The 17,432-nt window shown below is 63.1% G+C and carries 17 protein-coding genes and 5 pseudogenes; 9 read left to right on the top strand and 13 right to left on the bottom strand.

The features are described from left to right. Positions 1–14: 14 nt before the first annotated feature. Positions 15–515 (bottom strand): pentapeptide repeat-containing protein, encoded by a 501-nt coding sequence (locus H8F27_RS13120; RefSeq protein WP_197148601.1) that lies wholly within the window; start codon positions 513–515, stop codon positions 15–17. Between the two features lie 111 nt (positions 516–626). Between H8F27_RS13120 and H8F27_RS13115 the strand changes: the two genes are divergently transcribed. The 4 genes from H8F27_RS13115 (at position 627) to H8F27_RS13100 (ending at position 2,570) form a co-directional block, all read left to right on the top strand. Further along, positions 627–854 carry an AbrB/MazE/SpoVT family DNA-binding domain-containing protein gene (locus H8F27_RS13115; RefSeq protein WP_197148600.1) on the top strand — a complete coding sequence of 76 codons (228 nt, stop codon included), beginning with the start codon at positions 627–629 and terminating at the stop codon, positions 852–854. A gap of 53 nt (positions 855–907) precedes the next feature. After that, positions 908–1,315, top strand: coding sequence for a hypothetical protein (locus H8F27_RS13110; protein ID WP_197148599.1), 408 nt, complete (start codon positions 908–910; stop codon positions 1,313–1,315). A gap of 73 nt (positions 1,316–1,388) precedes the next feature. After that, on the top strand, positions 1,389–1,646 hold the full coding sequence (locus H8F27_RS13105) for a YraN family protein (protein ID WP_197148597.1): 258 nt from the start codon (positions 1,389–1,391) through the stop codon (positions 1,644–1,646). A 216-nt stretch (positions 1,647–1,862) separates the two neighbouring features. Next, positions 1,863–2,570, top strand: a complete 708-nt coding sequence (locus tag H8F27_RS13100) for a class I SAM-dependent methyltransferase (RefSeq protein ID WP_197148596.1) — start codon at positions 1,863–1,865, stop codon at positions 2,568–2,570. Positions 2,571–2,813: 243 nt separating this feature from the next. Here H8F27_RS13100 and H8F27_RS13095 read toward each other — a convergent pair. From H8F27_RS13095 to ltrA, 6 genes and pseudogenes are all read right to left on the bottom strand, one after another. Then, a pseudogene (locus tag H8F27_RS13095) lies at positions 2,814–3,705 on the bottom strand (transposase); the annotation flags it as partial. Positions 3,706–3,744: 39 nt separating this feature from the next. After that, positions 3,745–5,360: pseudogene (locus tag H8F27_RS13090) on the bottom strand (IS3 family transposase). Positions 5,361–5,425: 65 nt separating this feature from the next. Then, positions 5,426–5,710 (bottom strand): annotated as a pseudogene (locus H8F27_RS13085) (transposase); the annotation flags it as partial. Between the two features lie 135 nt (positions 5,711–5,845). Then, positions 5,846–6,496 (bottom strand): annotated as a pseudogene (locus H8F27_RS13080) (IS630 family transposase); the annotation flags it as partial. Positions 6,497–6,573: 77 nt separating this feature from the next. Then, positions 6,574–7,137 carry a group II intron maturase-specific domain-containing protein gene (locus H8F27_RS18055; RefSeq protein WP_255517700.1) on the bottom strand — a complete coding sequence of 188 codons (564 nt, stop codon included), beginning with the start codon at positions 7,135–7,137 and terminating at the stop codon, positions 6,574–6,576. Further along, positions 7,134–7,820: a group II intron reverse transcriptase/maturase gene (gene ltrA, locus H8F27_RS17690; protein ID WP_255517699.1), complete on the bottom strand. Its 687-nt coding sequence runs from the start codon at positions 7,818–7,820 to the stop codon at positions 7,134–7,136. Before ltrA ends, H8F27_RS18055 begins: the two co-directional genes overlap by 4 nt. Before the next feature lie 847 nt (positions 7,821–8,667). Here ltrA and H8F27_RS13070 point away from each other — a divergent pair. Together H8F27_RS13070 and H8F27_RS13065 are read left to right on the top strand one after the other, a co-directional pair. Then, positions 8,668–9,210, top strand: coding sequence for a hypothetical protein (locus H8F27_RS13070; RefSeq protein ID WP_197148595.1), 543 nt, complete (start codon positions 8,668–8,670; stop codon positions 9,208–9,210). Then, positions 9,200–9,994 (top strand): DnaJ domain-containing protein, encoded by a 795-nt coding sequence (locus H8F27_RS13065; protein ID WP_197148587.1) that lies wholly within the window; start codon positions 9,200–9,202, stop codon positions 9,992–9,994. Before H8F27_RS13070 ends, H8F27_RS13065 begins: the two co-directional genes overlap by 11 nt. Before the next feature lie 15 nt (positions 9,995–10,009). Here H8F27_RS13065 and H8F27_RS13060 read toward each other — a convergent pair whose 3' ends face one another. Together H8F27_RS13060 and H8F27_RS13055 are read right to left on the bottom strand one after the other, a co-directional pair. After that, positions 10,010–10,378 carry a carbohydrate porin gene (locus H8F27_RS13060; RefSeq protein ID WP_197148581.1) on the bottom strand — a complete coding sequence of 123 codons (369 nt, stop codon included), beginning with the start codon at positions 10,376–10,378 and terminating at the stop codon, positions 10,010–10,012. Next, positions 10,332–10,817 carry a hypothetical protein gene (locus H8F27_RS13055; protein WP_197148575.1) on the bottom strand — a complete coding sequence of 162 codons (486 nt, stop codon included), beginning with the start codon at positions 10,815–10,817 and terminating at the stop codon, positions 10,332–10,334. Before H8F27_RS13055 ends, H8F27_RS13060 begins: the two co-directional genes overlap by 47 nt. A 194-nt stretch (positions 10,818–11,011) precedes the next feature. Between H8F27_RS13055 and H8F27_RS13050 the strand changes: the two are divergent. Next, positions 11,012–12,147, top strand: a pseudogene (locus H8F27_RS13050) (IS5 family transposase). A gap of 153 nt (positions 12,148–12,300) precedes the next feature. On the opposite strand, the gene H8F27_RS13045 reads toward H8F27_RS13050, so the two are convergent. From H8F27_RS13045 to H8F27_RS13030, 4 genes are all read right to left on the bottom strand, one after another. Further along, entirely contained in the window at positions 12,301–12,639 is a 339-nt protein-coding gene (locus H8F27_RS13045) for a hypothetical protein (protein WP_197148573.1), read from the bottom strand. Positions 12,640–13,456: 817 nt separating this feature from the next. Beyond that, the gene (gene lipA / locus H8F27_RS13040; RefSeq protein WP_197148571.1) at positions 13,457–14,383 is read right to left on the bottom strand and encodes a lipoyl synthase; all 927 of its coding nucleotides are present in this window, start codon (positions 14,381–14,383) and stop codon (positions 13,457–13,459) included. Then, on the bottom strand, positions 14,380–14,949 hold the full coding sequence (recR, locus tag H8F27_RS13035; RefSeq protein WP_231596680.1) for a recombination mediator RecR: 570 nt from the start codon (positions 14,947–14,949) through the stop codon (positions 14,380–14,382). Before recR ends, lipA begins: the two co-directional genes overlap by 4 nt. 26 nt (positions 14,950–14,975) lie before the next feature. Continuing rightward, positions 14,976–15,677, bottom strand: a complete 702-nt coding sequence (locus tag H8F27_RS13030; protein ID WP_197148567.1) for a pentapeptide repeat-containing protein — start codon at positions 15,675–15,677, stop codon at positions 14,976–14,978. A 67-nt stretch (positions 15,678–15,744) separates the two neighbouring features. Here H8F27_RS13030 and psbP point away from each other — a divergent pair, with 67 nt between their 5' ends. After that, positions 15,745–16,326 (top strand): photosystem II reaction center PsbP, encoded by a 582-nt coding sequence (psbP, locus tag H8F27_RS13025; protein ID WP_197148565.1) that lies wholly within the window; start codon positions 15,745–15,747, stop codon positions 16,324–16,326. Then, on the top strand, positions 16,323–17,408 hold the full coding sequence (locus tag H8F27_RS13020; protein WP_197148563.1) for an FAD-dependent oxidoreductase: 1,086 nt from the start codon (positions 16,323–16,325) through the stop codon (positions 17,406–17,408). Before psbP ends, H8F27_RS13020 begins: the two co-directional genes overlap by 4 nt. Positions 17,409–17,432 lie beyond the last annotated feature (24 nt).

The raw sequence follows: 17,432 nt of genomic DNA, 5'->3' as shown, positions 1-17,432 counted from the left end.
CGATCCAGAGGGGTTTAGCCACAGCCCAGGCTGGCGCGGGTATCGCGGCCTGTCACCGGATTGGTGCCGGTGGCCAAGCCGCAGAGGGTTTTGAGGGCATCGCCGCGCAGGGGCACGTTGGTGAAGTCGGCCCCCTCAATCACCACGTTGGTGAACTTGGTATTGAAGGCAAAGGCATCCTCGAGCACCGCATTGGTGAGGTTGGTGCCATCGAAGATCGCCGAATCGAGGGTGGCCTCGCGCAGGTTGGTGTTGCTCAGGTCGGCATCCTGCAGCTTGGCGGCGAACAGGCTCGCTCCCTGCAGATCGGAGCCAGCGAAGCTGGCATCGCGCAGGTTGGTGAGGTTGAAGGTGGCTCCCCGCAGGTCCTGGGCGGAGAAGTCGGCGCCGATCAGCACCTGCTTGGCCACATCCATGGCGGCCAGGGCCGGAGCAGCGGGGATGAACCAGCTCGCAGCCAGGCTCAGCAGCAGGGCCAGCGCCAGCTTGGCGAAGGAACGCCAGTACAAGGGCATGTCGGCGGGGCAGGTGAAGCAAGCCTAGGAACCAGTTGCCCCTCGACCCCAAGATAGAACCACCCAGCGGCGAACTAAGCTGAAACACCGATATTCCGAAGTATGTCACCCATGCGTCCCGATGGTTTGCGGGAAGTGCTCATGGATTCCAGCCGCGGCCAGGTAACCCTGCCTGCCGAGATGCGCAGACATCTAGGCATTGAGCCTGGCGGTGCTGTGATCGTGCAGGAGTGCGAGGGTAAACTGCTCATCAAGCCAGTTGCCTTAATCGAGGTGGAAACCTACAGCGACGATCAGATTGCTGCCTGGGATCGGGCTGATGTTATTGCCCCAAAGTAGCGAGGTCAGATCCTTACTCGCCTTCAACAGGCTTGGGCGCATTAACAGGCTTGATGCTTATCCTCCTCGACGCCAATGTTTTGTTCACCGCTGCTCATAATCCCAGGGGTAAGGCTGCATTCTTGATCACTCTGGGCAATGGGGGCATATTCAAGCTCACTACAAGCACTTATGCCAGGGAGGAAGTTCGTCGCAACCTTGAGTGCAAATTTCCTGAAGTATTGCCTGAGTTCAAGCGGTTGGTTGCTACAATTTGCATTGTGCCTGAAAACCTATCCCTGCCTTGCCCGGAGCGGCTTGCAGAAAAAGATAGGTCCATTTTTAGAGCTGCCTATGGCTGTAAGGCGGATGTATTGCTCACAGGCGATCTTCGTGATTTTGGCTTCCTGATGAATGCCCCAAAACTTGCCAGCGGCATCTTGATTCAGACCGTTGCCGATTTTCTAGCTGCAATCGGCTGACCCATCCCCGTTGCCGCCAGGCCCCGGTGGGAAAGCTGAAGGACATCAACACCAATTCGCCCGGAGCCTGCCCATGCCCCGCACCGCTGAGCGCCGCCAGGGGGACTGGGCTGAGCAGCGGGTTCTGCGCCTGTTGCAGCAGCGGGGCTGGCGCCTGCTGGCGCGCCAGTGGACCTGCCGCTGGGGCGAGCTGGATCTGGTGCTGGAAAAAGCCGGCCGGCTGCTGCTGGTGGAGGTGAAGGGCCGCCGCCGCTGCGGACCCGATGGCTGGGGCGTGGCGGCCACCTCAGAACTAAAAGACATCCGAGGCCTGCTAATCTCCAGCGCCTGAGTAGTACAGAAAAGGGCCCCCCATGCGTTTTGTCCTCTTGACGATAGTGACCCCCGTAAGCTCACACCAGAAGCACTAATTGACAAAACCTTGACAGGAAGGTTGTTTTGACCTAGAGTCTATATTTTGCAAATCCCCATGGTCAGTGAATTTGAATTTAATTAGTTCCATCGCTTAAATCACGCAGCCTCCTCTACTTTGCATTTTCTTAAATCCATGAACTCTGATAATGACAAGCAGCCAGTGGGAGCCAGGCTCACAGCAGCCCTAGCTCAATTTCCTTCGCAGAACTCACAAGCTCTTGATTATGCTCATGCCCATTTAATTGCTGGGCTTGTGTTGGCTCACAAACCTCTCGAGGTGTTGGAACTTGGCGTTGGCTCAGCTTACCTGACATCCGTCGTCTTGGAAGCATTGCGCGAAAACGGTCGTGGGCGCTTGACCTCCGTAGACAACTTTTTCGACTGGAATGGAAAGAAGCCTTTTCATATTACATACTTGCAAGAAAATAATCCCGATTGGAACTTGATAGTAGAAGATGAAAGTATTTTTTTGCAACGTTCTCCGTCAGAGGCTTTTACCTTCATTATTTCTGATGGAGACCACACTCGTGGATACCAGACGGCACCCGATCTCTTTCGCACGGCCGCCCCTGGCAGCGTGCTGGTTTTCCACGACACATCAAGCGAAATTTTCCGACTCCTAGCTCGCCTACCCAAGCGTTGTCGGCAGCTTGGATTCGACAACTTCCATTTTAACTCGAAATCAAAACCAGAAGAGAACACAGACCGAGGTCTGTTGGTTGTAGGAAAACAAGATCGCCGTCGATTCTCCCTAGATCCAATCGTCCGACTTTATCTCTTCTGGCGCGATAAACTTCGTCCGCTGTTGAAGCCAAGCAACCGACTAAACTGTCAAAATTAACTACCATTAAGTTCATTGGTATCCGGCAATAGGTTGGGAGGCTCTGATCGAATAACGGCCCTGTCAGGACTGCCTTAAGAGTTTGCGGAAAACCCCTGCGGGAAGCGCGTTTTCCCCAGGCAAAAGCTGATTTCTTGCTGATTTCAGCCCTCAGCGCAGCTCAGACGGTTGGATGAGGCCTTTTTGGGCTGTTTCTGAGGGTTTTGGCCGTCCGTCTGGCCACACCTCTGGGCAATGCGCCGCTCATGCCGCCGCCAGCGCCGCGGGACGGAGCAGATTGCCAAGGCGGATCAGGTTGTAGTCGATCATGTGCAGACCAAACACCGCATCGACCTTTTCGGTGCCGCGCAGTTTGAACTGACGCAGTCCGACCCACTGTTTGATCCAGGCAAATACCTTCTCGATGCCCCAGCGGGCATTGATCAACTTGGCATAGCCCTCATGGCGGGTAGTGCGGCCATCAATCGCAGAGCCGCCTGGACGGCTGGTGTTTTGTGCCACGTGCGGCGTGACACCGATGCATCGCATCTCAGCCACGAAACCCTTGGTGTCATAACCCTTATCCCCTTATCGGCACAGAGGGTTTTCTGGTGGGCACCGGGACGATCAGCCGCCATTGCTTGGGCAGCATCCCGTTCCCCGGTGCCCGTCGCTTGCGTGATCGTGCAGTCCACGATCAGCGCATGGCGGTTGTCCATGAGCACATGGCGTCGCACCGAGAGGTGCGCTCACTGACTCGGTAGCTCGGAAGAGCCTGGTGGGCGTTGGACTTGCGCGCCAGTAAGTCTTCTGGGTCAGTCTTTGAGCGGTGGGTCTTGTTGCAGAGCTTGATGCCGCGGAAGTCACCCTTGGCCCGCTTCTTGCCGGGCTTTGGAGCCCCAAAGCCCTGTCCAGGCCCTGATGGCGGCGGTGGTGGATCCTGCTGACCATCGGTCCGCTCCAGGGAGGCATGCGACGCCCAGGCCTGCAGCAGGGTGCCATCCAAAGAGAAGTGCTCATCGCTGAGCAACGGCTTGACTTCCGGCGCGCCCATCAGCTTCTCCAGAAAGCTGCCCATGACCTGGTCATTGAGCAGCCGCTCGCGGTTCTTGGTAAAGGTGGTGGGGTGCCAAATGGGATCGTCGGGGCTCAGGCCCGGTGACTTTCAGGAAAGTTGTCACTCCTTGGCTGCCATTCAGGCGGCCTTGATTAAGGGTAGCGCCAGGACCGGATCGGGCTCTTCTGTTGGCTTGTTTATCCACACTTCTGCCGGTTGACTCCAGCAGCGGGTGGCACCGCTCCAGCGCGTTGGATTGGCACGGCGGGCGGCCTCGTAGACATCAGTGCGCTGCTGGCAAATGGCCTTGGCAGCTCCACTGTGGCGCTGGTGGGGCGTCACGAATTTGATCGCGCTGTGGTGGTGCCGGTGGTTGTACCAATCCACAAATGCTGCCACCCATTCACAGGCCTCCTCTTTGTTGGCGAATGGCCGGCTGGGGTAGTCGGGGCGGTATTTGACCGTACGGAAAAGGGATTCCGAGTATGGGTTGTCGTTTGAGACCCTTGGCCTGGAGAAGGATCTGAGCACGCCCATCTCCTCGAGCCGTGATTCCAGCGTCGCCCCGCGCATTGCATTGCCGTTGTCGGCGTGGAGGATTAGTGGCTGCTGCTGGCACTGGCGGCGGCCAAAGCCGTTGGGGCGGTGGTAGCGCTCCTTGAGGCAGGCCCGCTGCACCAGATCCGCGGCGATCTGAGCCGACTCCACCTCGGCCACATCCCAGGCCACCACTTTGCGGCTCCAGACGTCGATCACCAGGTAGAGGTAGAGCCACACACCCCGCACCGTGGTCGGCAGGAAGCTGATGTCCCAGCTCCAAACCTGGTTCGGGCCATCCGCCCTGAGGCGCGGCACCGAGCGCGGTTCTTGAGGCAGCCTGGCCCTCCCCCGGCGGTGGCACTGACCCGCCTGGTGCAGCACCCGATAGAAGCTGCTCTCTGAACCAATAAAGAGCTTTTGATCGGACAGTGCCGGCACGATCTGCCCTGGCGGCAGCGCGGCGTACTCCGGCTGGTTGCACGTCAGCAGGATTCGCTGGCGCTCTTCCTCGCTCAGGCGGTGACCCACCAGCCGAGCACTGCCTTTACGGCGATCCACGCCGTCCCCATCACCCAGGAAGGCCTTCCGCCAGCGTTTGAGGGTGCGCAGGCAGATGCCGATCACACCACAGGCCCTCACCAGGCCGGCGCCCGCAGCATTGGCCTCCCCGATCAGCTCGATCACCTTCCGCCGGTGCACGGCGCTGGTCAGCCTTCCTCTTCCTCCGAACAGAAGGCATCCCACTTTTTTTGCAGCACCAGCAAAGCCGCCATCTCCGCCATGGCCTTCTCCTTGCGCTGCAGCTCCTTTCTGAGGGCTTTGATCTCCCGCTGGTCCTGGGCGCGGAGCTTCTCGAGCTCCTTCTGTTCGGCCATCGTCAGCACCGGCTTGGCGTTGGCATCCTGGGCCGCCTGCCGCCAACGGCTCACCTGCTCAGGGAACAGGCCCCGCTCGCGGCAGTAGGCGCTGAGTTCGGTGGCATTGAGCCCGGCGCTTTCCAGCACCACCGTGAACTTGTCGGCGGCGTTCCAGCCCTCTGGTTCCTTCTCGGATGCCGGCACCACCTCTCCCTGCAACCGCCAGGCCTTCCTCCATTTGTAGAGGGTCATCACGTGAATGCCCAGCTCCTCTGAAATCCGGGCCACGCTCTGCCTGTGGGGCGGGTGCATCCGTCTCCTCACATCAGCCTTAACGGCCTCGCTGTATCGGCGCATTGGTCATGTCCTCAAGCCCCCGGATGGATGGATCAAAGGGGTGACATCTTTCCTGAAACCGGGGGGCCCACAAACCAGCGGTACAGCAGGTAGTAGTGGAGCTGCTCTAGCAACAACCGCTCGGAGCGGGTTCCGTAGAACGCCTGCAGCAGCGAGGCCAGCAACAGCTGCTCCGGCGGCACCGATGGCCGGCCTTCTGCGGCATACAGCGCGAAAAAGGTGGGGTTCAATCGATCAAGGGCCTGATCCGCCAGTTTCCGGATCCACCGCAGCGGATGACTGGCCGGGATCCGCGCCTCGATCGCCACGTAGGAGAACAGGGAGCCGCTGCTCTCCCGGTGACCTCGAATCTGGACTGGGCGGTTGCGCAATTTTTGCGCAGGTAGGGTTTTTCAGCAAACTCTTAAGGTAAAATTTAGACATACGACTCGCTTGCTCTCCAGCGCGGGAATGTCTTTTATGTCGCAGACAATCTGAAATAGGAACTAGTGTGCCGTCCCGGAGATTTGCGAGCAAAGTCTCTGGAGCTTCTCCAGGATTGAGTCCGCGGTGGCGGTCCACTTGAACGGCGCCTTGGTCTTGTCGTAGGCCGCCACGAACAGCTCAATTTTGTTGATCAGCTCTTGAACGCTGGAGAAACTGCCACGTCGGATGGCCTTCTGGGTTATCAGTCCAAACCAGCGCTCCACCTGGTTAAGCCAGGAGGCATAGGTGGGTGTGTAGTGGACGTGAAAGCGCGGTCGCTGCACCAGCCAGGCCTTCACTTTTGCGTGCTTGTGGGTGCAGTAGTTGTCGACGATCAGGTGCAGCTCCAGATCCTTGGGCACCTCCTTGTCGATCCGCCGCAGGAAGCTCAGGAACTCCTGGTGCCGGTGCCTCGGCTAGCACTCGGCGATCACCGCACCGGTGGCCACATCCAGGGCTGCAAACAGGGTGGTGGTGCCGTGGCGGATGTAGTCATGCGTCACACCTTCCACGTAGCCCAATCCCATGGGCAGCAGCGGCTGCGTCCTGTCCAGAGCCTGAATCTGCGTCTTCTCGTCTACGCAGAGCACGACAGCGATCTCGGGTGGATTGAGATACAGGCCGACGATGCCCGTGACCTTCTCGACAAAGAACGGATCGGTGGAGAGCTTGCCGGGTAGCCCCGGGGAACTTCCCCCCGAGGCCCCCACAGATCCGTACGTGACACTCTCGCGTCATACGGCTCCTGTCATCCAGCCACTGCCCGCTCACCGTGCCAATGGGCAAACAGGCCAGGGCGCTGTTGGCCAATCCGCGTCAGGAGCTCACGGCTGCGGCGATGCTTACGCCGCAGTCGTTGGTGCTTCTGCCGCAGCCAGGCGCTCAGCTCCTGATTTAGGTAGCTGAACAACTTGGCCCTCAGCTCCGTTGGATAGAACCTGCCGTAGTACTGGATCCAGCCCCGCAGGATCGGATTCAGTCGTCTGGCAAGCTCCTCCAACGGCAGATAGGTCTGTCGACGCAGATCAATCTGCCGGATCCTGTCCCGCATGCGCTTAAGCGCCTGCGGACTCACCGCCGGCAGGAAGCTCGTAAAGATCTCCCCATGCCGGTTCTTGGCCATACGCGGCCGGAAGCAATAGCCCAGAAACGTGAACTGAATCCGAGGAAACTGACCACGACGGCTGCTGTCCTTGCAATAGACCACCTGGGTCTTCTGCGGATGCAGCGTGAGCCCGCAGGATGCGAATCGCTCCTGCAAGGCCGCCATGAGCCGTTCGCACTCGGAGAGGCTGTGGCAGTGGCAGATCACATCGTCTGCATAGCGCTCAAACGGGATGTGCGGAAAACTCCACGCATCCAGGAGTCAAACGCATAATGCAGATACAGATTGGCAAGCAATGGACTGATGACACCACCCTGGGGCGTGCCACTGGTCCGTTCCTGGAGAGACCCATCCGGCAATTCCACCGGTGCCTCCAACCATCGCCGCAGATACAGCAGCACCCAGCGCTCGGAGGTATGAAACCGGAGGGCCCGCATCAGGAGGTCATGATCGATCGAGTCGAAAAACCCCTTGATATCGAGATCCACTACCCAGTCATACTTCCAACAGCGCTTACGGCAGCTCTCCACGGCCTGGTGGGCCGACTTTCCCGGTCTGTAGCCATAGGAGTCCTGATCAAAGATCGGCTCCAACTGGGGCTCCAGCACCTGCTTGACCACCATCTGAGCAACGCGATCAGCCACCGTGGGAATGCCCAGAGGCCTTGAACCGCCTCCAGACTTGGGAATCTCCACACGCCGAACCGCTGGCGGGAAGTAACTCCCAGATGCCATCCGGTTCCAGAGCTTATAGAGATTATTCTCCAGGTCTTGGGCAAAGTCATCGAGACTCTGGCCATCCACACCAGCCGCCTTCCCGTTCCGCTTCACAAGCTGATAGGCCTTCCAGACCATCGCTTTGGTGATCGGTAGCGACTTGTCCGAACTCACCTCCGTCCTCCTGCCGGGGGCAGTTGTGGAGAGTGTTCGAACCGAATGACGCAGCCCCTTCGCTCCAGGGCCATTACAGCCCCTTCATCACTACTACGAGCTGCTCCGCCCCTGCCATGGGTCTTGGTAGTCGCCCTCGTGGTTGTGGCCACTTGAGACTTTCCCTTTACACCCCATGGCAGGTTCCCACGTTCCACACCGAGGCCTGTGATGGACTCATGTCGCCTGTAGCCGAAGGCTTGCGCGAAGCGGTACACCGGCTGCCATGTGGACCGTAAGCAGGTGACGTCCACACTGTTCCGGGTGTCGGCTACCTCCACCCGTTTTGACAGCGACTGAAAGCCTTTTCGTAGCCCTTGGGCTTCCGCGCAGCGGTTGCGTCAGCGGCGATTCGCTTGCGCTCATCTTTCCATCACTCACCTGACGGATCACGTCCGCCTTTTCCCCATCGCTCACCCACCGCGCCTTTTGAACGCAGCAGCATGGGGTGGTTTGGAGCCTGCCCCTGCAGGCCGGCTCCGGGAGGCCACACTCCCATCCCTGGTGTAGTTGCGTCAGTGTTCATGGTGAACGTTTGACTCGTGGCACAAGTAGCCGAAGGCTTCTCCGAAGGAGTACAGGATTACTTTCTCCGGGGCAAACCGCTCCGCCAGCTGCTGCGTGAAGGCTTGGAGCGCCTCACGGGTGACGAGCGGAACTGGGGTAACCATGACCATTCCCCCATTCTGGCCCGCAATGCATCCCGGCTAATACCGTTACGCACGCCTGGGGTGCGGGCAGAGATTTAAAGGCCACGGATCGCGCGGCCGCCAACGGTTGAGACTGGCCCTGGCCCTTGCGGTTGTGGATGTCCAGCTCTTCCCCCGAGGCACCTACCTGCCCCAACCCCAGCTTGGAGCAGCTGGAGCAGGAGGCCCGAGTGCGGGGCCTGTTGCTGCGCCTGCAAGTGAGCCGGCCGGCGGGGCTGGCCTGGGGGCTGCGGGTAGGGGTGGCGCGGCGGGATGGGGAGAGGCTGCTGCTGCTGGGCGAGCTCAAGGGCTGGGCCCTGCCGAGCGCCAGCGGCCTGCGGCTCGACACGATGCGAGTGCAGGCTGGGGACTCGGCCGCCATCGGCCCGCTGATCTGGGCGGCCACCTTTGCCTGGGCCCTGGAAGCCACCCCCTGCCGCCAGGCCACGATCCTGGCGATCCGCGACAGCGACGCCCAGCACCCCCGCCTGGTGCGCTATTTCCGCGCCCTGGGCTTTGCGCCCCTGCGGGAGCTCGCTGCGGGCCCCGCCGATCTGGCTCCCCGCTTGCTCTGGGGTGGCTCGGGCCTGTTGATGCGGGCGGACTGCGCCGAGGTGCTGCGGCGCAGCGCCCGCCGCCTGGGTGGGCTGGATGGGCTTTGATCCCCGCCGCTGGCGGCCAGCCCCGGGCAGCCCGCCGGTCACCAGCAACGTCGATGCCCTGCTGGCCGAAAATGATGCCCTGCGCCGCGAAGTGCAGACCCTGCGCCGCCGGCTGGAGCAATTTTCGGCGCAGGCCCCCCAGCCTGGCGCCGATAGCCCCACGGGTAGCCAGACCTATGGCCATGGCCTCAGCCCGGATCAGCTGGAGCGCTGGGGTCAGGCGATGGCCGCCCACCCCCAGTGGCAGGCGCTGCGGATCGGTCCACCGGGCGGATTGCGGGGGGTAATCGAGGAGCTGCGACGCCACTGGGTCAACCCGGCGCTCAGCCTGGAGGAGGAGCTCGACCGCCGCTCCCCTGGCCTGGGCACCGCACTGGCCGAAGCGCTCCGGGGCCCCCACAGTCGGGCCCGCTGGGCCGTGCGGGCGGCCTTTGCCCTCTATGGCCCCCGAGCGCCGGAGTGGCTCACTGAAGCGCCGCTCCAGGTGGTGGTGGAGTTGGGGCGCCGCCAAGCCCAACTGGGCCAGCGCCGCCGCGGCACCCGCACCGAGAACCACTCCCGGGGCCCGACCACCTCCCAGAGCTCAGCCCAGAACTCCTCCCAGAGCTGGGCCCCAGACCCCCGCGGCGAGGCCCTGCGGGAGCTGGGGCTAGAGGCCGGGGCGAGCCCGCAGATGGTCAAGCGGGCCTATCGGCGCTTGGCCAAGGCCCACCACCCCGATCTGGGCGGCGATCCCCAGGCCTTTCACCGGCTGGAGGCGGCCTATCGGTTGCTGATGGACTGATTCACATGGACTGATTCAGAACTGCAGCTGTAGTTGCAGGCCGGCGGCCAGGATGTCATCGACCTGGCCCGATCCACCCGGGTTGAGCACCAACTGCAGCACCGGTTGCAGCGACAGGTTTGCATTCAGGTTGAAGGTGTAGTTAAGCTCCAGCATGGCTTCGGCTGTCAGGCCTGGGGTCAGCTGGCTGTTGAAGCTGCTGCGGCCGTAGCCTAGGGCCAGCACATCGAGGGGGCGGCCGGGTAACAGCCCCTGGCCCAGCCAGCCGCCGGCCAGAAACAGGGGCAGAGGGTTGGTGTCTCCGCTCACCGCAGTTTTGACACCGAGCCAGAAGCGGTTATCGAGGCCCCAGCGACAGGGGGGACGCCAGCGTGATCGTGCCATAAAGGGACCCATCGGACTCGCCCAAGCTGCACTTGGCCAAATAGACCCCGCCCAGCTGAACCTGGGGGGAAGGAAGCTGGCGGGAGATGGTCTGACCCTGCCGCCGGATCGGTGCGGCCAGGGCGCTGGCTCCGGGGAGCTGGGTGAAGGTCCACTGCAGAAGGTGCAGGCTGCCCTCGCTTGAGCTCAGGTCGGGATTGACCCCGAACAGACCCGCCAGGGCGACTTGGGAATCGAGCCAAAAGGCGCCATAGCGCCATTCGCCATAGCGACCCTGGGGACCCTGGCGACCGGGGGTCCAGCTCAGCTGTAGCCCCGGGGCCACGTAGGGATTGATCGGCAGGCCATCGATTGCGAAGTTGAGCGTGTCATTGAGGGCGGAGTGCACGTATTGATCGAGCACCGGCGCCCTCACAAGACCCGGATTGAGGGAGAACACCCCAGCTTTCAGCGCCAGTTCCCCCAGGCCAGCCCGGCGCTCAATGGTCGCCTCCGTAAGCCACAGGCCAGTCGGATGGGCCGCGTTTTGCAGGGGGTAGGCGGCTCCGATTGCGGCGTTGAGCTTGGGATCGCCGTTTAAGAGTTTGCTGAAAAACCAAGCCTGCGCGAAAATGGATTAACCGCCCAGCCCAGATGCGAGGTCACCGGGAGCGCAGCGGCTCCCTGTTCTCCTACGTGTCGATTGAGGAGCGGATCCCGGCCAGTCATCCGCTGCGGCGGATCCGGAAACTGGCGGATCAGGCCCTCGATCGGCTCAATCCCACCTTTTGCGCGCTCTACGCCGCAGAAGGCCGGCCCTCGGTGCCGCCAGAACAGCTGCTGCTGGCCTCGTTGCTGCAGGCGTTCTACGGGATTCGCTCGGAGCGGCTGTTGCTGGAGCAGCTGCACTACAACCTGCTGTACCGCTGGTTTGTGGGCCTGAGCCCGGATGATCCGATCTGGCACCCCACCACATTCACCAAAAATCGGGAGCGGTTGCTGAACGAGCAGGTCATGGGGCGCTTCCTGGAGAAACTGATGGCTGCCCCGGAGGTCAAGCCGCTGCTCAGCGACGAACACTTCTCAGTGGATGGCACCCTGCTGCAGGCCTGGGCGTCCCATGCCTCACTGGAGCGGACCGATGGTCAGCAGGACCCACCGCCCCGTCGTCAGGCCCTGGCGAGGGCTTTGGCGCTCCAAAGCCCGGTAAGAAGCGGGCCAAGGGTGACTTCCGCGGCATCAAGCTCAGCAACAAGACCCACCGCTCCAGCGTCGATCCAGACGCCTTGCTGGCCCGCAAGTCCAATTCCCACCCGGCCCAACCCAGCTACCGGGGCCACGTGCTCATGGACAACCGCCATGCCCTGATCGTCGATTGCCGCGTTACCCAAGCAGTGGGTACCGGGGAGCGGGATGCCGCCAAAGCGATGGCGGCTGACATCCCCGGTGCCCACCAAAAAACCATCGGTGCCGACAAGAACTACGACACCAAGGGCTTTGTCGCCGAGATGCGTCGCATCGCCGTGACGCCGCACGTCGCTCAGAACACCGCCCGCTCTGGTGGCTCCGCCATTGATGGCCGCACCACGCGCCACGAGGGCTACGCCAAGTCGATCAATGCCCGCCGCGGTATCGAGAAGGTGTTTGGTTGGATCAAACAGTGGGGCGGTCTGCGCCAATTCAAACTGCGCGGCACCGACAAGGTGAGTGCGGTGTTTGGCCTGCACGTAATCGCCTACAACCTGATCCGGCTGGGCAACCTGCTCAAACCGGCGATGGCGGCGGCATGAACAGGTGGTTGCCCAGAGGTGTGCCAATGAGGCGGCCTCCAGGAAGCCCCAACGGGGCAAAACGCCTGAAATCGGGCGTTCTGAACCGCTGAAACGCATCATTTCAGCCCGAACGGAGCACAATCAGCTCTCTGGAGGGAAAAACGCGGCCTTTCAGGCAGTTTTTCCGCAAACTCTTAACAGCATCAGTTGCAGGTTGGCCCGCCAGTGGTCGCCTTCGTGCCACTGGTCGGCGGGCTTGGCCAGGCCACTGCTGAACGCTGCCCCCAGGGTGAGCTGCTGCATCCAGCTGGCGCTCTGCTCGATTCCGCCGCTCGGGTTTCCCAGGGGCTGGGCCTGCAGGTTGAGGTCGAGGTCGATCCAGCCAGGAACATTCAGCAGCCGGTTGAGGCTGGGGGGATCGGACTCGGCCTGGACGGCCGGGGTGAGTCCACCGGCTCCCAACACCAACAGAACCCTGACCAGGAGAATCAGCAGTCCGGTGGGACTCAACACGATTGGTACCCGTTTGAGCCCTTCAGAACAGGATCCCTGGTGTGGGGGGGGCCAGCACTGGCGGTCAGTATTACTGGATGCAGCGGCGATGACAATCGCAGGAACGATTGGTCAGGCAAGGAGGTCTGCGCCGTAGTGACGAGGCCATGGGAACAATGGCCCTGGACGGGGCGAAGTCAACAACCGCAAAAACAATAGGCTCATTGCACCCCCAGACCTGAAGGCCAGGCTCAAGAATGAGACAGGTATCCCATGAAATGGGAAGTTTGATCAGAGCTTGATCAGAGTTTCCTTAACTCTGACTGAGCAACGTTTGCAGCAGTTCTGATAGTTCCTCCAACTCTTCGCGATCCAAGATCCAATCACCGTTTTGAAGTTTCGTCACGTGCTCAGATTGAAGCATCCAGCCGTCCTCAAGCTGGGCGGCCACGAAATGGGGGGTGCTGTATTGGCTCATGGGGTGGTGTTGGTAACGAGTTTCCTTTCGCTGCTTAGCCCGGTTTAGCCCGAACGATCGCTTCTTCCAAGAATGGTCACTTTCAGGCCCATCACAATCAAGCGTAGGCCCTCTCACATACTAGTTCTACTGCCGAGCTAGGCGCTCCAGAAGGATTTCATGATTTCCTCGCTGCTCTGCACTCGTGGAGACAACACCTAGGGGATGCCCCGCTTTTGCATAGCCCTGTGGCTCAGTTGATCTAATCGAGGCAACCCCAAAATAAGACAGAAGGGTTCGCGCCATCTAGGCCGTTAGACATTGAAGTCGCAGTCCTTGGCGAACACGATGTCCGTCATGGACTCGATCAGTTTGGCTTCAGGAGGCGGTCATCGTGCTGCCGGCGGCGTGGTAGCTGCTGCGCACCAGCGGCCCGCTGCGCACCTGCTCAAACCCCAGCTCCCGGGCGACCCTGCCCAGCTGCTCAAATTCGGCGGGGGTCCAGTAGCGGGCCACGGGCATGTGGGCCAGCGACGGGCGCAGGTACTGGCCCAGGGTGAGGCGCTGGCAATCAACACGACGCAGATCCGCCAAGGTCCGCACCACCTCTTCCTGGGTTTCACCCAGCCCCAGCATCAGGCCACTCTTGGTGGGGATCTGGGGTGCCAGCTGGCGGGCTGCGGCCAACAGGGCCAGGGAGCGGCGGTAGGTGGCGCCGCGGCGCACCTCCCCCTGGAGGCGTTCAACGGTTTCCAGATTGTGGTTGAAGCACACCGGTTCGGCGGCCAGCACGGTGGCCAGCCGCTGCCGTTGGGCCGCCAAGCCGTCGGCTTCGTCGCGATGGCCGCCCCAGAAGTCGGGAGTGAGCACCTCGATCGCCGTCCCCGGGCGGCTGCGGCGAATGGCGGCCATGGTGGCTGTGAACAGACAGGCGCCGTGGTCGGCCAGATCGTCACGGGCCACGGCCGTGAGCACCACATAGGAGAGTTGGAGGCTGGCCACTGCCGCGGCCACCCGCTCCGCCTCAGCTGCATCGAGCGGAGCAGGGGCCTGGCCCTTGTCCACCTGGCAGAAGGCGCAGCTGCGGGTGCAGATCGGCCCCCCCAGCAGGAAGGTGGCCGTGCCGGCGGCGTAGCACTCGGCCCGGTTGGGGCAGCGGCCCTCCTCGCAGATCGTATGCAGCCGCTGCTGTTTGACCACCCCCTGCACGGCCTCCAGCTGGGAAGCAGTCCCGACGGGACGGCGCAGCCAGGCCGGCAACCGCTGTTCGGGGGCAATGGCGCTATAGCGGGATGGGGAGCTCATTCGACGGCTCGACGTCCCTCAAAGGCGCGGGCCAGGGTGACTTCGTCGGCATATTCCAGCTCACTGCCCACCGGCAGGCCATAGGCGATCCGGCTCACCTCGGTGAAGGGCTTGAGCAGGCGGGCCAGGTAGAGACTGGTGGTATCCCCCTCCACACTTGGAGTAAGCGCCAGGATCACCTCGCTGATCTGCTCGGCATCCACCCGGCGCACCAGGGGCTGGATCTGGAGCAGTTCGGGGCCAATGCCATCCATCGGCGAGATCAAGCCGCAGAGCACGTGGTAGTGCCCCTTGAATTCCCGGGTCCGCTCCATCGCCAGCAGGTCGCGGGAATCGGCCACCACACACAGCTGGCCGTTGCTGCGCTCGTCGTTGCGGCAGATCTCACAGAACGGCTCGGCCGAGAGGTGGAAGCAGCGCTGGCACTGGCCCACCTGGCTGCGGGCGGCCAGCAGGGCGTCAGCGAAACTGCGAATCTGCTCCTCCGGCTGGCGCAACAGGTGCAGGGCAAGCCGCTGGGCCGTGCGGGGGCCGATGCCCGGCAGTCGCTCGAACTGGTCAATCAGCCGGGCCAACGGGCGCGTGAAGCCGCTCAGCGATTCGCCGCAAGTGGGCTGAATTTAGGCAGGTTTGTCCCGCCCAGGTCGGCGCCCTCCAGGTCGGCCCCCTCCAGCAAGGCGCCCTCCAGCTCGGCGCCCTCCAGGATCGCGTTGCGCAGGATGGCGTGCCGCAGGTCGGCGCCACGCAGGTCGGCGCCGCGCAGGTTGGTGCCCGTGAGGTCGGTGCCGGCCAGGTTGGCGTTGCGCAACACGCTGTGCTCCAGGTTGACCTGATGCCAGTGGCCCCGGGGGGCATGCAAGTTGTGCAAGTCAAAGCCAGCAAGATTCTGGCCGTCGAGGGGCAGGCCAGCGCAGTTGAGGATCTCCAGCGCTTGGATGCGCCCGAGCAGCCAGCGAGCCCCCGACTCATTACAGGTTTTCAGCAGCTCGTAGGCCTCAATATTTTCCCGCTGTTTGCGCTTTTGGCCCTCGAGCACATACAGGAAAGCGGCCGTCACGATGCTCAGTGACTCCACATTGCCCACGCTGATCAGGGCTTCCGCATCCCGCCAGAGGCAGCCTTTGACCCATTGATTGTTGCGGCAGGTGGCGTAGCTGTTCACAACCAGCAGCAGGGTCAGGGCGCCGGCGGCCGAGAGGGCCAGGCGGAAGAGAAAGGAGTTATCCAGCAGCTGGAAGAAGGGGGAGTCGTGGCGACGTTGTTGCCGGTCGACCCAGGTAGGCCTGCGGGGCATCGGAACTGGGGGCGATCGGGCCCATGCTGGCGGCCCAGCAGAATGGCGCCAAGCATTTGCCGTCGCCATGGCTGAAACCCGCAAAGGGGCCGGTCTTCCCTCCCCCCTGCCCCACCTGGTTGCCCTGCTGCTGGCGGGGCTGCTGACCGGGCTGCTGACGGCCTGCAGCGCCTCAGCCGCCGGATTGAACAGCTTTCAGAGCCCCGATGGCCGCTATGCCTTCCTCTATCCCACCGGCTGGACCCGGGTGCAGGTGAGCGGCGGTCCCCAGGTGGTTTTCCACGACCTGATCAACAGTGATGAAACCCTCAGCCTGGTGATCTCCGAGGTCAACCCCACCAACGACCTGGAGAAACTGGGCAGCGCGGTGGCCGTAGGCGAACAGCTGCGCCGCACCGTGATCGCCCCTGAAGGCAGCGGCCGGGCGGCGGAACTGGTGGAGGCCTCCGAGCGCCAGGAGGGGCCCCGCACCTTCTACGACCTCGAATACGCCGTGCACCTCGAAGACCGCGACCGCCACGAGCTGGCCACGGTGGTGCTCGATCGCGGCCGGCTTTACACCTTTGCGGCCAGCACCAACGAAATCCGCTGGAACAAGGTGAAGGACATGTTCCACCTGGTGGTTTCCTCCTTCACCCTGTTGGTGTGACGGTTTCGGCCCCTGCCGATGTGGTGATTGTTGGCGGTGGCTTGGCCGGTGGCCTGCTGGCCCTGGAGTTGCGGGACCTGGGGGCCTCGGTGAGCCTCATCGATGCCCCTGGCCCCGCAGGGGCGGATTCGGCTACGGGTATCAGCTATGGCGCCCTGCCGGGCTGGCCCCTGGCGGCGACCCCCCTGGCCCGGCTGGCGGTGGGGGCTTCCAAGCATTGGCGCCGCCTGCAGGAGCGCCATGGTGAGCTGGGCTGGCGGCCCTGCCGCCTGCGGGTGCAGGCTGGCGGTACCGGCTTGGGGGCGCTGAGTGCCTGGTGGCCGCTCCCATTCGCCCAAGTGGACAGCGCCGTGCTGGTGGCGCGCCTGCCGCTGCTTCTGGCGGCCGCGGGGGTGAGGTGCCGCCCGGCCCGGCTGGAGCACCTGGAGCGCCAGTCGCCGCAAGGTTGGCAGCTGCACCTCAGCGATGGCAGCGACCTGCAGGCCCCCCAGCTGGTGTTGGCCGCTGGCGCCCACTGCCGCCAGCTCTGGCCGGCCCTGCCCTCCCGCCTGCGCAGTAGCTGGGCAGCCGTGCTGGAGCTGCCCGCCTACCCGCCACGCCTGGGCCGCGCCGCCGCCTGGCTGCCACCCAGCTTTGGGCGGGTCGCGCTGGAGCGCCGCGCCGCCGGCCTGGACCAGCCGGAGTGGCTGGTGGATGGGGGCCTGGTGCCCTGGGGCACTGGGGCCCTGCTGGGCCAGCACACCCTGGTGCGACCGGGACTGGAGCTGGGCGCAGCGCCACCGCCTACCGAAGTGGAGGGGCAACTGCGCCAAGAGCTGGCGGCCCAAGCCTGGGGGGCGCCGCTGGCGGCCCTGCCCGGCCATCTGCGCCAGGCGGCCGTGGCCTTCTGCAGTGAGGGCTTGCCCCTGGTGGGTCCGCTAGCTGGGGCGCCTGGGTTGTGGCTGTTCACCGGCTTCAGTGCGGGCTTTAGCCAGGTGCCGGTGCTGGCGCCCCTGCTGGCCCAGGCCCTGGCCTTGGAGCGCGTGCCGGCAGCTGCGGCGACGCGGCGCCTGCAGCAGCTGGGCCTGACAGGTGCCTTTTAATCCTGCAAACTGAGTGCCATAACC

This window comes from Synechococcus sp. CBW1108 (assembly GCF_015840335.1).
Lineage (GTDB): Bacteria > Cyanobacteriota > Cyanobacteriia > PCC-6307 > Cyanobiaceae > Cyanobium_A.
The sequence above is the reverse complement of the archived record's forward strand: the minus strand, read 5'-3'. Positions and strand labels throughout refer to the sequence as shown.

Coding starts and splice junctions, on each gene's coding strand:
- H8F27_RS13120 (WP_197148601.1), bottom strand. CDS start 515: ATGCCCTTGTACTGGCGTTCCTTCGCCAAGCTGGCGCTGGCCCTGCTG.
- H8F27_RS13115 (WP_197148600.1), top strand. CDS start 627: ATGCGTCCCGATGGTTTGCGGGAAGTGCTCATGGATTCCAGCCGCGGC.
- H8F27_RS13065 (WP_197148587.1), top strand. CDS start 9,200: ATGGGCTTTGATCCCCGCCGCTGGCGGCCAGCCCCGGGCAGCCCGCCG.
- lipA (WP_197148571.1), bottom strand. CDS start 14,383: ATGAGCTCCCCATCCCGCTATAGCGCCATTGCCCCCGAACAGCGGTTG.
- H8F27_RS13110 (WP_197148599.1), top strand. CDS start 908: ATGCTTATCCTCCTCGACGCCAATGTTTTGTTCACCGCTGCTCATAAT.
- H8F27_RS13105 (WP_197148597.1), top strand. CDS start 1,389: ATGCCCCGCACCGCTGAGCGCCGCCAGGGGGACTGGGCTGAGCAGCGG.
- H8F27_RS13100 (WP_197148596.1), top strand. CDS start 1,863: ATGAACTCTGATAATGACAAGCAGCCAGTGGGAGCCAGGCTCACAGCA.
- H8F27_RS13070 (WP_197148595.1), top strand. CDS start 8,668: ATGTCCAGCTCTTCCCCCGAGGCACCTACCTGCCCCAACCCCAGCTTG.
- H8F27_RS13030 (WP_197148567.1), bottom strand. CDS start 15,677: ATGCCCCGCAGGCCTACCTGGGTCGACCGGCAACAACGTCGCCACGAC.
- psbP (WP_197148565.1), top strand. CDS start 15,745: ATGGCTGAAACCCGCAAAGGGGCCGGTCTTCCCTCCCCCCTGCCCCAC.
- H8F27_RS13060 (WP_197148581.1), bottom strand. CDS start 10,378: ATGGCACGATCACGCTGGCGTCCCCCCTGTCGCTGGGGCCTCGATAAC.